Source organism: Tatumella saanichensis, from assembly GCF_000439375.1.
Taxonomy (GTDB): domain Bacteria; phylum Pseudomonadota; class Gammaproteobacteria; order Enterobacterales; family Enterobacteriaceae; genus Tatumella; species Tatumella saanichensis.
On the sequence record NZ_ATMI01000041.1, the window covers coordinates 115796 to 131061 of the forward strand.

Consider the following 15266-nt stretch of genomic DNA (forward strand, 5'->3'; position numbering starts at 1 on the left):
TGCTTAACGTTTTTGCCCACCGGATTTTAGCGAACGATTCAGGTCCTGAATGCGTTTCATCGATTTGAGGGTGCGCGGTGAATCTGAAGAGGCTACCGACAGTATCAGCATTTCTAGACAGACCAGTACTGGGCCATGCAAGGGTATTTTGCCCTTTTCACCACCACGCGGTACCTGGACAACCACATCGGCAGCATTAGCAAAGGTCGACTCGGTGGCGTTGGTCAATAGGATCACCGGATTACCCAATCGCTTGGCTTCTGCTAAGGTCGTCATTCCTTCACGGTGAGCGGATTGTTGCGCCATCATCAACAGGACATCACCACGTTGTAGGCCCAATAGCTGCTCTGCCAGCCCGATACCGGCCCGATTCAAGGGTTGACTGTCGATACCAATCCGCCGGAACTGGCGTGCGGCATACTCTGCTAAAATGCCGGAGGCGTTAATGCCGAAGATGCCGACTTGGCGTGCATCCAATAGCAAGGCAACGGCTCTGGCCAGGGCATCACGGTTTTGCGGAGTGGCTAAACTGTCACAGGTGCGGCGGTGCCCCTCCAGCACAAAATCAATACTGGAATTGATATCGCAACTCAGTGTCTGCAGAGTAGTGCTCATTTTATCGGCGGAAGTCATGACCGGCTCAAACCAGCTGTGCAGGGTTTTTTTCAGATCGCGTAACCCTGCAAAGCCTAAGCCCTGTACTGCACGGATCACCGTTGCATCGGACGTGCCCGTGAGCGCGGCAATATCCAGTGCTGTCGAATCCAGCACCCGCTGACGGTTGTCATTAATATACCAAGCCACTGTCTGCAAACCGGCTGGCAGCTGTGCTACCCGGTTACGTAGCCGTTCTCCGTATACATCTACCCGATAACGGTTCTTGTCAGAAATTGTCATTGCTGAGGGCCTTCTGCCGTTGGCGGTAGACTGAGTCCGGCCAGTTGCGTCTGTACCACTGATACCATCAGGCTCATGGCCGCAAATGAGTTGGAGATGGCTTCTTCACGGGAAACCATTACATAGTGTCCTTGGCGGCAGGCACGGAGAAACTGGCACCAGCCGGGCATAACCGCATTCATGGCCGCTATCTCATCAGCAGGTTGACCGCCGTTATCGCCACGCCATGTATCAAAAATGAGGTCGGCGTCCAGATCAGGCAGCCGTTCAGCGCTCACCGTCAAGCGGCCATCTTCTGGAATATTTTCAATCAACGCTGGGAAATGAAAGCCTGCATCCCGCAACACTTTACCGAGTGCGTGATAACTGTGCATCAGGGCGATTTTGCCATTACTGGCCTGTAGCACTGAAACCGTCACCGTACGACCGGCCAGAGTATTCTTTAATTGTTGGATTTGTGCCTGATAGCGGGCCTGTAGCAGTGCCAATTGGGCCTGGTGGCCGGTCAGCGTTGCTAGACGGCTATAGATGCGCGGCGCGCCGCCTTTAAGGTGGTCAATACTGACGGTTGGCGCTATTTTCTCCAGTTGTGCCACATCGGCACTACGCCCGGGGGAGGTGATGATCAGATCAGGTTTCAGTGTCGCCACCTTTTCGATATCGATGTCAGCACTGCCAATAAAAGCCATACCAGTATTGTCATAATCCATACCGGTCAGCAGTCGCGCAGAGCGTAGAGTATGTTGTCCATTTGCCAGGGTGCGTCCGTGACTGCCCACCGGTACAACCCCCAGTTCCAGTAACGGAATGGTAATGTCCAGATCATGCAGGGAAACGATTCGTTGCGGATGAAGGGGAACAGCAACGGTACGACCAAGGTCATCGGTGAAATTCTGGGTATCTGGCGCTGCGAGCGCGCAGCCACTGAGTAGCAGTAACAGTAAAGTAACAAGACGCATAGACACTCTCACAGGTCAGAATCTGTCTCGGCGATGCCAGAGCAGGATCAGGAAAAATGGGCCGCCCGCTAGGGCGATAATGATTCCGGCAGGTAACTGTAATGGCGCGAAAGCTAGCCTGCCGACGGTATCTGCCAGTAATACCAATAGCGCACCACAGAGGGCGCTGCCGGTCAGTTGTGCGGCTTGGCCCCCACCAAACAGCATCCGTGATAGATGGGGGGCTATCAGACCGACAAAGCCGATACTGCCGGCGCAGGAAACGCAGGTAGCGGTCAGGACCACCGGCGCGATAAAACGCGCTAATGTCAGTCGTGACAATCGGATACCCAGCCCAGTTGCCACCGGTGTGCCAAGCATGGCAATATCCGCTGCTCGGGCAGTGATAAACAGAAGTGCCATCGCAGGGATCCCCCAGCATAACGCCATGACCAGCATTGGCCAGCCCGCGGTATTGAGGCTGCCAGCCATCCATAGCATCACTGTTTGGACTTGGCGAACGTCGGCAGTCGTCATAAACATGGCGATCAGTGCCGCAAAGATCCACGAAATACCGATGCCGGTGAAAATAAAGCGAGGTCGCGAGAAATCGCGAGCAATGGCGACCACCAATAATGCCACTAGCAGGCCACCCGCCATGCCAACCACCGGCTGCCACCATAGGCTGATGGCCGGAAAAAACAGGATCTGTGTCAGCACCAGAATACCAGCGCCTTCTTTCACCCCAAGCAGACCTGGGTCAGCTAGGCCGTTTCTGGTGACCGATTGCATTGCTGCGCCGGCCATTCCGAGTAGCGCACCGATAACGATTGCCATACACACTCTCGGAAGGCGAATTTCTCGAATAATACGCAATGCAGGGTCGCTGCTGCTGTCTGGTATCAATAGCGCCCGTGTCACAGATGAAGCCGGTACCGGCAGGCTACCGTGGCCGAGGCCAACTATCAGCAACAGTATCAGCGCTATCACGCAGAGGGCAAAACGGGCCAGTAAAGCCGGTCGCAGCAGCAGTGAGTAGTGGTGTAAACGCAGGGCACGCCAGCCATTGCTTTGCAGTAATTGCTTCATTTAAACACCTTCGCGGCGAGAAGGATAAACAGCGGAGCCCCGGCTAAGGCAGTCATAATTCCGGTCGCCACCACCTGCGGAGCCAGCAGAGTTCTCGCCGCGATATCTGCCATTAGCATAATGAGGCCACCGATCAGCGCACAGCACGGCAGTGAAAAACGCAGGTCATCGCTAACCAAACGGCGGACAATAGCAGGGACAATCAGCCCTACAAACCCAATAGGTCCTGCGACAGAGACAGCGGCACCGCTCAGCAGGGCGATAGCGACAATGGTCAGCATCCGTGTGCGGCGAAGATTAACGCCTAAACCCACTGCTATGCGGTCGCCGAGGGCCAAGGTGTTCAATGACGGCGCTTGGCTTATGCCCAGTAGAGTCGCCCCAGCAGCGAGGGCGCTTGCGGTGGCGATCACCGGCCAGCTCAGTGCCGATAGGTCACCGGTCAGCCAGGTACGGATTTCAATCATGGTTTGCTCATCCAATAGCAGTACTGTCGCGGTCAGAGATGAAGCAAAGGCTGACAGCGCTACGCCACACAGGGTGACCTTTACCACTGTCAGCCCATTGCGTCCGGCTGAAGAAAAAGTAATCACCAAACTGAACAGGATAGCTGCTCCGCAAGCGGCTACCAGTGGGCGCAATTCCGGGGAACTGACCCAGTGACCAAAAGTGGTGCAGAGTACGACAGCCAGGGCTGCACCAGCATTTAGTCCCAGAATATGCGGCTCAGCAAGCGGGTTGCGGATCACTGACTGCAATAACGCGCCAGCAATCCCCAAGGCTGCCCCGACCAGCAACGCCGCGACGACCCTGATCAGCCGTAGATTAACGATAATATGGTGACTAAACAGGGTAGGCTGATAGTCGGTCAGTGCCTGAAACACGGTTACCGGTGCAATAAAGCGCGCACCGACCGCAAGATCGCCGATCGCGGCGATCAGCACTAGCGTGAGTAACACTAGTAGTAGCGGGATAAAGCGCTGTCCTGAGCGGCCTGGTTTCAGCGTGGGCATACTGACTGAGTCTCTTTGGGCGGAAATGGCAGGAAAAAGGGTTTGCCGGTATGTGGGTTAACCATCATTTGCACATCTAAATCGAACACTGAATGCATCAGTTGTGGTGTACAGTCGGCGGTATCGTCGAGCACCGCAGCCAGTTCCCCTTGCTTGATAAACACTAAGCGATCCGCATAGTTCATCGCGAAATTGACATCATGCAGCACCATAATCACTGTACGCTGATGATAGCGGGTTAGGTCACGTAGCAGCTCCAAGATCTCTACCTGGTAGCGTACATCAAGGAAGGTGGTGGGTTCGTCCAGCAAGATCAGCGGCGTTTGCTGAGCCAAGGTCATGGCAATCCAGCAACGCTGACGTTGACCACCTGAAAGGGTCTCTACGGCTAAGTGAGCCAGTTGCTCTGTACCAGTGAGACGCATCGCTTCTGCTACGGCCAGTTCATCGGCGTCTGACCACTGACGCATAAACCCCTGCCAGGGATAACGCCCACGAGAGATCAATTCCAGTACCGTCAAGCCCTCTGGCAGTAAAGGACTTTGCGGCAAGATCCCAAGCTGACGAGCAACCTGTCGGGTCGGCTGCTGATGAATAGCTTTGCCGTCGAGGATCACTTGACCTGACAGCGGTGAAAGCATTCGCGACAGGGTATTTAGCAGCGTCGATTTTCCTGAGCCGTTAGCACCGCATAAAATAGTCATTTTTTCTGTTGGGATGCTGAGGGAAATTTCCCCAGTCACCGGATGTTGCGGATAGCCAGCCCGTACCCTATCGAGCTGTAATCGCGAAGAGGCGGTAAGATTTTGTGTCGGGGTCAGTGGCAACTGTGCAGCGTCTGACGGAGATTTCATGATTGTGCCCATACGATTACAAATAATAATCAATATCATTATCTTTTGATAATTTTCACCGCTGTGGCTGTAGTAGTCAAGGGGAAACTTATTGTCTGACAGCGATCTCTGTAACATCCTGAAATGGCATGTCGTGTCGATGATATTGTTTTAACTTATTGTATTTAATTAATATTATATTTTTATTTGGTGGTTTTAGTAAATGATTGCTTGTAGTGATCATTTAATTAATTCAGTTTACTACTACACATGTTTATGATTGAATGATTCTCAATAACATTACTATTCGTGTTTCTGCTGGTTTTATGACCGCTGGAACACTGCGCAGCGGGCGGACTCTGTGGGCAGAGAAGCCGCTGTGACTTCTGGGTTGAGGATCATTTTTAGACATGACGATACACACGCATTTTTTCCGGCGATCTGCCGTTGCCCGTCAGCTTATATTGGCGTTGTATGGCACCAGTTGGCTATGGGCTAGCGGTTTAATGGCCGCAGAAATCCCTGATACTTTGACCGTGACGGCCAACGATCAGGCTTCACCGGAAAACAGTTATACGGCACCTACCACCAGTATCGGCAGCCGGACGGAGACCTCACGCCTTGAGGAGACACAGTCAATCAGTGTCGTAACGCCACGCCAGCTCAGCGACTACCAAGTCAGTGACTTGTCGGACGCCATGCGCTTCGTCAGTGGCGTTGCGCAAGGTAATACCTTGGCAGGTACCGAGGATGGCATTATGCGTCGGGGATTCGGCAGTAACTCGGATGGTTCTGTGTACCGCGATGGGATCCGCAGTAGCCAGGGGCTTAACCTGGATGCCACCACCGAACGAGTGGAAGTGCTGAAAGGCTCAGCTTCGTTACTATACGGGATCCAAAACCCAGGCGGAGTCATCAATATTGTCAGCAAAAAGCCACAATATCAGTGGAGCACTAAAGCGTTTGGTCACTACAACAGCACCGGTGGTGGGGCCGGGGGTATTGATGTTACTGGCCCACTTGGCAATGGCTTCGCATTTCGTCTGATTGCCGAAAAACAGGCACAGAATTACTGGCGCGGCTTCGGTAATGATAAACATAATCTGATAGCGCCCTCTTTGCAATGGATCGGTGAGCGTTCCAGCGTGGATATCAGCTATGAGAGTTTTGCTTATGATATACCTTACGACCGCGGTACTGCCTTTATTGACGGAAAACCGGTTGATATCGGCTATAAAACACGGCTGGATGATTACACCAACCATGCTTGGGGGCGTAATCAGACCTTTAGCAGTCACTGGGAATATCAGTTCAATGATACTTGGACTTCCAAGGTCAGCGTCGGCATGAATCAACGCCGCTACAGTAATAACGAAGTACGTGTGACCGCGATTAATCCGCTCACCGGGGCAGTCACGCGCCGTGCCGATGCCAACCGCGGTTATAACCATAAGACCAAATATATTGCTTGGGATATTAGTGGAACGCCAGAACTGTGGGGGATGACCCATAATCTACTAGTGGGTACCGATTATGAAATGAATCAGACCTATCGTGCCCATGCGTATACCGGTAAAACCAATAAGCAGTTTACCCTCGATAACCCGGTTTATGGGATGACGCCTATCACTGATAGCACCACCGAGAAAACCGCGCAGGCTAATCAGCTCAACCGTATCCACAGCCGTTCGGTTTATGCGAAAGACAGTATTGATTTGACCTCTCGCTGGACGCTGGTGGCCGGTGGTCGCTACCAGCATTATGAGCAACGCGAATCGACAGGCTTTGATCCGGTCAGCGAGAAATATAATGATATCGGTAATAAGTTTTTACCGCAGGCTGGCCTTATTTATAAATTGACACCAGACCTCTCACTGTACGGCAGCGTCAGTAAATCCTTCACGCCGTCAACCAGTGTGGATGATAACGGTCAGGTGGGAAAACCAGAACAGGGCACCACTTGGGAGACCGGCAGCAAATGGCAACTTTCACCATCGTTATTTGCCAGTTTGGCTCTCTATAATATTGAAGAACGAGATATTTCCCTGTCGTTGAACGGTAATAACTATGCGGTGGCTAAAGCTCGCTCTCGCGGGGTAGAAGCAGAAGTAAACGGTGAGGTAGGTCACGGCTGGGCGTTAAGTGCGAACTACAGTTACAATCAGGCAGTGATCACCGACGATCAAAATAACGCGGACAATAACGGCAACCGTTTACAGAATGCGCCTCGGCACTCTGGTGCGCTGTACGTAAGTCATCAGGTTCCGGTTTGGTTTGTTCCGGGAGAAGTACGCGCAGGTGGCGGTGTTCGCTATGTTGGCAGCCGTGCGGGTGATCCGGACAACAGCTTCTCATTACCGTCTTACACCGTGGCTGATGCCTTTATTGCTTGGGATAATCAGTTACTCGGTAAGAAAACTCGTTTACAACTCAACGTCAACAACTTGTTTAATAAACAGTATTACACCTCAAGTGGCGGAAACCTGCGGGTGGCGGAAGGGGAAAGCCTTAATGCCGTGGTCAGTGCCAGTGTAGAGTTTTGACAGGTCAGCAGACCGCTGCGTGCGGTCTGCTCTACAGGAATACGAGCAGCCAACCGGCTCAGGTCGCCGGCGGAATGCTGGCGGGCTGTAGCTGATAGACCCAGGCGGTGGTCAAAATCTGATCAGCAGTAGTTACCTCTATTGGGATACGGTCGTATCCCTCTTCAAACTCATCCAGTGCTTGCCAATGTTCATTCAGGTTTTCTGAACTGAACAAATACCCCTGCACCTGCGGTCCCTGAGGGTCAATCACAATGCCTGGAAATCCTTCAGCCGCACCACAGCCGTTATGATAGAAAAAGCCGTGAACACTGGCCTGCTGCCACTCTCCTCCGATGGCATCCATAATATGGGCATTACTGTACCCAGGTCTGAGGGTGCCGTATACAAATAGCCGGTTCATGGTGACCTCCACTATCAGATAATTTTGCAGTCAAAAAGTTACCCTAGCAGATATCACTGCCTGAAGAAATTGGTGATGTTGGTCACTGGCGGAAGGTACTCACTCTCCCCAAGCACGTATTTTTGAAGGAGCTGGAGACCAAGAGTCTGGACGAGTGGCAAGCTAGTTGCTGGGAGTTGGCGGAATATTTAGGAGCAGGGTGAACTCTAATAAAATAGGAGAGGGCGAGCCCTCTCCTAAATGATATTAGAACTGGTAAGTGATCCCCAGCCCGGTGGTGTCGTCAGTCAGGATACCAAACGGCGTCTGTTTGCTAAGCAGGTTGATACGGTAGTCGGCATAGACTGACATGTTCTTATTGAAGTAATAACGCACAGCGACATCGACATACTTCTGCAAGGTCACATCGCCATGGCCTTCGATGTCCTTCCCTGAGGCATAGAAATAGCCAATAGAAGGAGAGAAACCATTTAAGAAGGTATACTGGCTGTAGGCTTCGAAAATTTGACTCTTGTTGGCGTAACCATAGCCTTTGATTGGGGTAATATTCTGACCCTGTGAATATTTCACGGCGTTATAGAATTGACCAGGACTGTACTTCACCCCGACACCCCAAATTTCTGCGTGTTTACCGTCACCCAGCGCTAAGGCATTTTGCTGATCGGTACGGCGAGAGTTTGCAGCGGCGGTCACCAAGGAGAAGTCATTGGTCACTTTCCATTCAGCACTTGCCCCGTAACCGTCGCCGTTACCGTTATACACGGAACGTGAACCGTTATTTTCGCCTTGGTCGTTAGCACCTTGATACTGTACGGCAAAGATAAGTTTGTCCGTCAGACCAAAGAAATTATTATTACGATATGTCAGCAAGCCATTCGCGCGGCTAGTCATAAAGTTATCGACAAAGGTGTCGCCAAGGACATCGTAGATTGGCGCAAAATCGGTGATACTGGCCAGATCATAGTAAACACCGTAAGAACGGCCGTAATCAATGGAACCCCATTGTTTGGACTTCAGTCCAGCAAAGCCCAAGCGGCTTTTATCACCTTTACTCCCTGTACCTTCATCGGCATTTGCTTGCGCCTGATATTCCCATTGACCATAGCCGGTCAGAGTATCGTTAATTTTGGTCTGTCCCTTGAAGCCCAGACGGACATAGCTGAAATCTCCATCTTGGCTGCTCTTGGTGCTGAAATAATGGCGGCCACGGACGCTGCCATAGAAATCGAGTTTATTCCCATCATGGTCATAAATGGTTGCAGCATCTGCACCGCTGGTAAGTAACATTAGTGCAGTGAACATCACTTTATTTTTCATTATTTTCATCCGGAATAGGGTGTTTCAGGTTGTGTAATTGTATTTTTGTAAGTAACAGAAACGGTTTGGCTGTAACCTTTTATCAGGATTTATAGCGGATGATAATTTCAATTTTGACATCGCTGGCTTGATAAAATAGCAAAGCTTAATAATGTCAAAGCAATGTTACTGGTCTGCTAACCTAACTCTAAAAATACTCTCTTACAGGCGCTAATATCATCAATAGATGATTATTCTGATGTGGTTGGTTGAATCAAATAAAATGACTAATGGACTTTAAAATACTCATTATTGTGTGTCAGTGAAAATTGAAAAGATAGTCGGCTGAAAGGTATTATCGGTAGGTTAAAAAACGAACTGATAACAATTCCCCTCCGTATCGACAACAACTTAATAAGAGTTGTTAGCATTTAGGGGGGAGGTGAAAACGGTGAGGGCGGAAATAGATTTCTACTTTATGGGGAAATAACAGTGTAGAGGAAAATAAAAACCGAGAAAAGTTATGAATAGCGTGCGCATTATCAGCCAGGTGAATAATACCTATTCTGGCAATAATCCCCCAATACAGTTTAGGGAAAAGGACCTTAGCTGTGCAGCAGATAAAATTTCGCTTCCGTGCACCGGATGTCCGGATTGAGATCAGTGCATAGGCGGCGGTCCCAGAACTGATCGCGCAGAGTGGATTGCTGAGTTTTATTTCAGAAAACAGCTTAGCTGAACCGGCCTTCACCGATCGGCTAGTGCGGGTTGATGTGCCAGAAATGGTGATGGAACGGGGAGTGGGCATAACCTGTTTACCCGAGAATTGGCTGTCTCCGGCCACCCGGAAAGCGATTGACGTCACTTGCTATTATGCCACCGAAGCGCTACCAGAGGCTTTGGGTGAGATTAAGGAGTAAGCTGTTCAAAGGTAAACGACACCAAGTCATAGAATATTTTAGGCATCTTTGAGATGGACATCAGTAACCGGTTAGCATGCCGGCAACAAGGCTGTGGTAGTAGGCTGGATGAAATTGAGTTTACCGCTATATTGTCTTGATTATAGGTAAAACGACCTGAATTTCATTTTATAAACAAACCATTATCATATTTGCGATTGATTAATATTGAGGTTTTAAGCATCTACATCTATGGATGCTCAGCCATCCTCCGCCCTTCTGAATAAAACACCCCTTTTTTAACTTTTGAGATCCTTATCGTCTACTGCTTGCCAATATCGAGGGAAGATCACTGTATTGCTTTAACCAAACCCTAAAATGACTCAGCAAAAGGCATTGACCCTCAACAGAGCGACAAACATTTCGAGGATATCTCGGTAGGTAACGTTCTAAGGAAAGTAAATCCGACGATGGCAGCGATGGGGTTTTACCTGCGGGTGGGTGATGCGACGACCTGCGGGGGAAAGATACTGACCGGCGATGAAACCTTAAACTGGTACGGGGTTGCGGGCGCACGGGAAGGAGATGCGGTGTCGTGCGGCCAGCATTCCGGGATGTACAGCATTCTCGGGGGGACCGCGGATACATGGGATGAGGGAAGAAGGCTGGCAGGAACACTGGACAGTATCAGCTCCTGCCCATGTGGTGCTCGGTTTATACCGACTATCCCAGATGGCTATATCAAGGATGAACCGCCAACAGACAAAGCACGCTTGCAGGCTATTGCGCAACAAAAGATGGAGGAAAAACAGCAAGCACAAGAACGTGACCGCCAGCGGGTGTTCGCCAAATCTTGCCTGTGAGGTGAGGGGTGTAATGATGCTGGTGAACAGCAGGAACCCCACACAAATTTTGCGGCCATGGGGTTTTATCAGGCCGTTCCCGCTTCCGAGAGAGAGGTGTCCCAATATGGGCAGGGCGCTAAGAAAAAGAACCCTGTCGAGGCAATACCGAAGCCGAAAAAGCGAAGTGCCCTGTATAAATGGCTGAACGGTGATCATGAAGACATCGAATACCAGCAGGCGTTAGCCGCAGCCACCAGTGCTGCTAATGCACAGATGGCTGTTGAAGGTGCCAGCGTTCTGGGATTGGTAGGCGGAAATGCCATTACTTCAGGAACCTGGGCAGTAAAACTGGGTGAGTTAGCCAGCGGAGCCGGTCGAATCGCCGCCAGCGGTCCGGGAGCTCCCCTCGCTGCCATAGTGATGGGCATGATGCCTGGTAAGCTGAATGAGGGGGAGCAAGATTATTTAGACCGCCTGAGACTGGAACAGATGCGTGAAGCCCCCACGCGGGTGCGCTATACCTGGGAGCAGGATGATAAAGGTAATCCAGTTCCCCATGGCTGGCATACGCCCCCCGGTAAAGATAGGGTACGTGTGCGCAAGATGGCGTGGGATAGCAGCCGTCAAGCCTATACGTTCACTACCGAAGAAACGCCAGCTATCACCCTCGTTTGGACGCCAGACAGTTCAGGTGTCAATGTCCCTGCAAATACAGGCAATCAGCACCCGCTGAGGATACCTAACCCTGTCATTGTTGATCCGCTGCCGGAAGATACCCGTATTGAGGCGACGACGACACCGGCTCCGGACGAGAAGACCTTTGCAGATTATATTCTGATCCTGCCGCTATCGAATATTCTACCAATATATATTTATCTGAATGCTGATCATAAATATCATGTGGCTCCAAAGGGAAATCCTCCATTACCTGCCTTCCCAGATGCTAAAACAGCTAAAAAAAGGACCTCGGTTAAGGGCGGGGGATCATTGCGTTCAAGGTGGAAAGATCCTAAAGGGTGTATCTATGAATGGGATTCACAACACGGTACGGTCGAAATTTATGATCGTTCAGGGCACAATCATTTAGGCGAGTTTGACCCAATAACAGGTGAGCAAACTAAACCAGCAGATCCGACAAGAAAGGTAGAAAAATGACAATTATTTATACTATTGATGCTTTCGAACGTGTAGATGAACTACTCGTCTTCGAAATAAATATACCAAAAGAAAAACTCCCGGAAATAGCTAAAGTCATGGTTTGGACGGATGAAGACTATAGTGACTTTAGTGCAGGGATCGGTGGGTGGGATCTTACTAGCCAACAGGTTAAAGCCATTGAGAAAATATTGGATAAAAACTTTTTTCAAGAAGATTTGGATTTTCAAATATCGGGTGGGGGACTCTGAAATAGAGTTATCCTCGCTTTAAAGTGCGTTTTCAATTATCTATCAATTTCAGGGCTGCTCTTGATCGTAATCTTGATGCTATTAAATCAGCGTTATAAGAGAAAGATCCAGCATAAAATCAAATATAATCAGTGAGATAGAGGATGCAAAAACTAAACAGTGAGATGGGGTTATATAAATGACAGTGAATATTGATGCTTTGATAAGCTGTTTAGGAAAAAATATCAGGAACTTATTGATAATGAATTGATCACTTATAAAAGCCCACCTACAGGCTCATCTGGAGAGCCTGACCTAAGTCTTGATATGGCAAAAGAAGGTCTTTTCTTGTCCTTCAAGCGGGTAGGTCGGATATTGCAGGATATCTTCGTAAAAATCCAGAATAATAAGGCTAAAAACTGGATGTTTTCAAATGAATTACCAGAGCCATTGTAGAGAAACATGTTGAGGGAATGGGTTTATGAAAATATAGGTGTGCCATTAAGAAGCAGTCCTCCAAAGGTGGTTATGCGTAGGGCTTTTGGCTGGACAGATCTTTATGAAGTCCAAAACTGATCAACACCTACAATGATGCAGATAAGCTATGACACATCAGATCAAGTCAGGTCTGTGACATTTTTCACTGCTTCAGATCTTCGTTGGTAGCCGTTACTCTTCTTTCAAAAGCCGCAGAGAAAATCTTGTGTGCTGCTTTATTTATTTCCCCTTCAAATATCCAGAAAAAGTACCGCTAACTGTGGCGTACCCTTGCTCACAACCGTTTCTGGATTGAATTCAAGATCCCTTATGCATAGATAAAATCGTCTGAACTTAACCCTAAAAAACGACCTAATATAATATTCTCACGTCATTGATATGAAAGTTTACTGTATCTACATTTATGGATGCTTAGCTATCCACGCACCTTCTTAAAAACGCCACTGTTTTAGACTTTTGTGATCTCTGCTGTCTTCTGCTTGCCAATATCGAGGGCAGATCACCGTATTATTTTAACCTAACCCTGAAAATACCCCGTTAAAAGGAAATGACCGCCAATACAGCGACAAACTTATCCGAGCTCTCTCGGTAGGTAACGTCTAAGGAAAGTAAATCCGACGATGGCAGCGATGGGGTTTTACCTGCGGGTGGGTGATCCGACGACCTGCGGGGGAAAGATACTGACCGGCGATGAAACCTTAAGCTGGTACGGGGTTGCGGGCGCACGGGAAGGTGATGCGGTGTCGTGCGGCCAGCATCCTGGGACGTATAACATTCTCGGAGGGACCGCGGATACATGGGATGAGGGCAGAAAGCTTGCAGGAACGCTGGACAGTATCAGTTCCTGCCCATGTGCGGCTCGGTTTATACAGACCATCCCAGATGGCTATATCAAGGATGAACCGCCAGCAGAAAAAGCCCGCTTGCAGGCTATTGCGCAACAAAAGATGGAGGAAAAGCAGCAAGCACAAGAACATGACCGCCAGCGGGTGTTCGCCAAATCTTGCTTGCGAGGTGAGGGGTGCAATGATGCTGGGGAACAGCAGGAACCCCACACAAATTTTGCGGCCATGGGGTTTTATCAGGCTGTTCCCGCTTCCGTGAGCGATGTGCCCCAATTTGCGCAGAGCGCTAACAAAAAGAACCCCGTCGACGCTATACCCAAGCCGAAAAAGCGAAGTGCCCTGTATAAATGGCTGAACGGTGATCATGAGGAATTCGAATATCAGCAAGCGTTAGCCGCAGCGACCAGCGCGGCTAACGCCGAAAAGGCCGTTGAGGATGCCAGTGTTTTTGGCCTGATTGGTGGCCATGCCATTACCTCAGGAACCTGGGCAGTAAAACTGGGTGAGTTAGTCAGCGGAGCCGGTCGAATCGCCGCCAGCGGTCCCGGTGCGCCCCTCGCAGCCATAGTGATGGGCATGATGCCCGGCAAGTTGAATGAGGGGGAACAAGATTATTTAGACCGTCTGAGACTAGAGCAAATGCGAGAAGCCCCCACGCGGGTGCGTTATACCTGGGAGCAGGATGAAAAGGGGCACTCTGTTCCCCATGGCTGGCATACTCCCCCCGGTAAAGATAGGGTGCGTGTACGCAAGATGGCGTGGGACAGCGGCCGAAAAGCGTATACGTTCACTACCGAAGAAACGCCAGCTATCACCCTCGTTTGGACGCCAGACAGTTCAGGTGTCAATGTCCCTGCAAATACAGGCAATCAGCACCCGGTAAGAATACCTAACCCTGCCATTGTTGATCCGCTGCCGGAAGATACCCGTATTGAGGCGACGACGACACCGGCTCCGGACGAGAAGACCTTTGCAGATTATATTCTGATCCTGCCGCTATCGAATATTCCACCGATCTACATCTATCTACGTAATAATCCCGGACAAGTTACCGGTAAAGGTCAGAAGATTAGCGGGATATGGTTGTCGGATGCTGACACAGGTAATGGTTCTCCTGTCCCCAGTCAGATTGCCGACAGGTTGCGAGGACGGATTTTTGCAAACTTTGACCAGTTCCGGAAGGCATTTTGGTTGGAAGTCTCAAAAGATCCTGAGCTATCAAGGCAGTTTATCCCTAATAATATAAGTCGTATGAAGAATGGTAGAGCACTTCGCTCAAGGTTTATCGATACAGTAGGTAAAAGACGATCATTTGAAATTCATCATATCAAGCCAATAAGTCAAGGTGGCGAGGTTTATAATGTTGATAACATGGGTATCACAACCCCTAAAAGACATATAGATATTCATAGAGGTGTATAGGTTGAATACTTTAAGCGATTACTCAAGAAGTGAGTTCATTGCATTGATTGCAGAAATCATTAGTGATGCTGGTTCAGAAGCCCATCAAGATGCTCTTTTAGAGCGCTTCATTGAACTGGCAGAGCATCCAGCAGGCTCAGATTTAATTTATTATCCTGAACCAGGGAATCAAGCTACACCGGAAGCTATAGCAGAAAAGATTCATCAATGGCGTCAGAAGAATGGTAAATTAGGGTTCAAAAGCTAAGTAAGAAATCATAAAAAGTTAGTTGATCTTTTATCTATTCCCCACAGAAGCAGCACAACAGATCGGTGGTGTTGCTTGTTTTCTTCATTTATATGACTTCATCTAAATGTAAG

General features: G+C 49.5%; 14 protein-coding genes and 1 pseudogene. 8 read left to right on the forward strand and 7 right to left on the reverse strand.

Annotation, left to right across the window (positions count from 1 at the left end):
* Positions 1–3 precede the first annotated feature (3 nt).
* From DW47_RS0112100 to DW47_RS0112120, 5 genes are read right to left on the reverse strand one after another with little or no spacing between them, the layout of a single operon-like run.
* A complete protein-coding gene (locus tag DW47_RS0112100) occupies positions 4–897 on the reverse strand; it encodes a MurR/RpiR family transcriptional regulator (protein WP_029686677.1) in 894 nt (297 codons plus the stop codon).
* A complete protein-coding gene (locus DW47_RS0112105; RefSeq protein WP_029686678.1) occupies positions 894–1856 on the reverse strand; it encodes an ABC transporter substrate-binding protein in 963 nt (320 codons plus the stop codon). Before DW47_RS0112105 ends, DW47_RS0112100 begins: the two co-directional genes overlap by 4 nt.
* Before the next feature lie 15 nt (positions 1857–1871).
* Positions 1872–2924: a FecCD family ABC transporter permease gene (locus tag DW47_RS0112110; RefSeq protein ID WP_029686679.1), complete on the reverse strand. Its 1053-nt coding sequence runs from the start codon at positions 2922–2924 to the stop codon at positions 1872–1874.
* Complete coding sequence (locus DW47_RS0112115) at positions 2921–3937, reverse strand: FecCD family ABC transporter permease (protein WP_051150932.1); 1017 nt, start codon at positions 3935–3937, stop codon at positions 2921–2923. The genes DW47_RS0112110 and DW47_RS0112115 overlap by 4 nt, the downstream gene beginning before the upstream one ends.
* Positions 3925–4791 carry an ABC transporter ATP-binding protein gene (locus tag DW47_RS0112120; protein WP_084689071.1) on the reverse strand — a complete coding sequence of 289 codons (867 nt, stop codon included), beginning with the start codon at positions 4789–4791 and terminating at the stop codon, positions 3925–3927. Before DW47_RS0112120 ends, DW47_RS0112115 begins: the two co-directional genes overlap by 13 nt.
* A 389-nt stretch (positions 4792–5180) precedes the next feature.
* Between DW47_RS0112120 and DW47_RS0112125 the strand changes: the two genes are divergently transcribed.
* Complete coding sequence (locus DW47_RS0112125) at positions 5181–7313, forward strand: TonB-dependent siderophore receptor (RefSeq protein WP_029686682.1); 2133 nt, start codon at positions 5181–5183, stop codon at positions 7311–7313.
* 58 nt (positions 7314–7371) lie between these two features.
* On the opposite strand, the gene DW47_RS0112130 is transcribed toward DW47_RS0112125, so the two are convergent.
* Both DW47_RS0112130 and DW47_RS0112135 read right to left on the reverse strand, forming a co-directional pair.
* Positions 7372–7716, reverse strand: a complete 345-nt coding sequence (locus tag DW47_RS0112130) for a gamma-glutamylcyclotransferase family protein (protein WP_029686683.1) — start codon at positions 7714–7716, stop codon at positions 7372–7374.
* Positions 7717–7962: 246 nt separating this feature from the next.
* Positions 7963–9033, reverse strand: a complete 1071-nt coding sequence (locus DW47_RS0112135; RefSeq protein WP_029686684.1) for a porin — start codon at positions 9031–9033, stop codon at positions 7963–7965.
* Between the two features lie 683 nt (positions 9034–9716).
* On the opposite strand from DW47_RS0112135, the gene DW47_RS0112140 reads away from it, so the two are divergent.
* The 7 genes and pseudogenes from DW47_RS0112140 to DW47_RS0112170 all read left to right on the forward strand — a co-directional run bounded on the left by DW47_RS0112140 (position 9717) and on the right by DW47_RS0112170 (position 15153).
* Positions 9717–9932, forward strand: coding sequence for a type 2 periplasmic-binding domain-containing protein (locus tag DW47_RS0112140; RefSeq protein ID WP_029686685.1), 216 nt, complete (start codon positions 9717–9719; stop codon positions 9930–9932).
* 449 nt (positions 9933–10381) lie between these two features.
* Complete coding sequence (locus DW47_RS16680; RefSeq protein ID WP_071846646.1) at positions 10382–10774, forward strand: PAAR domain-containing protein; 393 nt, start codon at positions 10382–10384, stop codon at positions 10772–10774.
* A gap of 96 nt (positions 10775–10870) precedes the next feature.
* Positions 10871–11911 (forward strand): colicin E3/pyocin S6 family cytotoxin, encoded by a 1041-nt coding sequence (locus DW47_RS16685; RefSeq protein ID WP_241430741.1) that lies wholly within the window; start codon positions 10871–10873, stop codon positions 11909–11911.
* Positions 11908–12162 carry a pyocin S6 family toxin immunity protein gene (locus DW47_RS0112155; RefSeq protein ID WP_051150934.1) on the forward strand — a complete coding sequence of 85 codons (255 nt, stop codon included), beginning with the start codon at positions 11908–11910 and terminating at the stop codon, positions 12160–12162. The genes DW47_RS16685 and DW47_RS0112155 overlap by 4 nt, the downstream gene beginning before the upstream one ends.
* A 246-nt stretch (positions 12163–12408) precedes the next feature.
* A pseudogene (locus DW47_RS17720) lies at positions 12409–12717 on the forward strand (DUF6392 family protein).
* Positions 12718–13259: 542 nt separating this feature from the next.
* The gene (locus DW47_RS0112165) at positions 13260–14906 is read left to right on the forward strand and encodes an S-type pyocin domain-containing protein (protein WP_029686689.1); all 1647 of its coding nucleotides are present in this window, start codon (positions 13260–13262) and stop codon (positions 14904–14906) included.
* A gap of 1 nt (position 14907) precedes the next feature.
* Positions 14908–15153: a bacteriocin immunity protein gene (locus DW47_RS0112170; protein ID WP_420911405.1), complete on the forward strand. Its 246-nt coding sequence runs from the start codon at positions 14908–14910 to the stop codon at positions 15151–15153.
* Positions 15154–15266 lie beyond the last annotated feature (113 nt).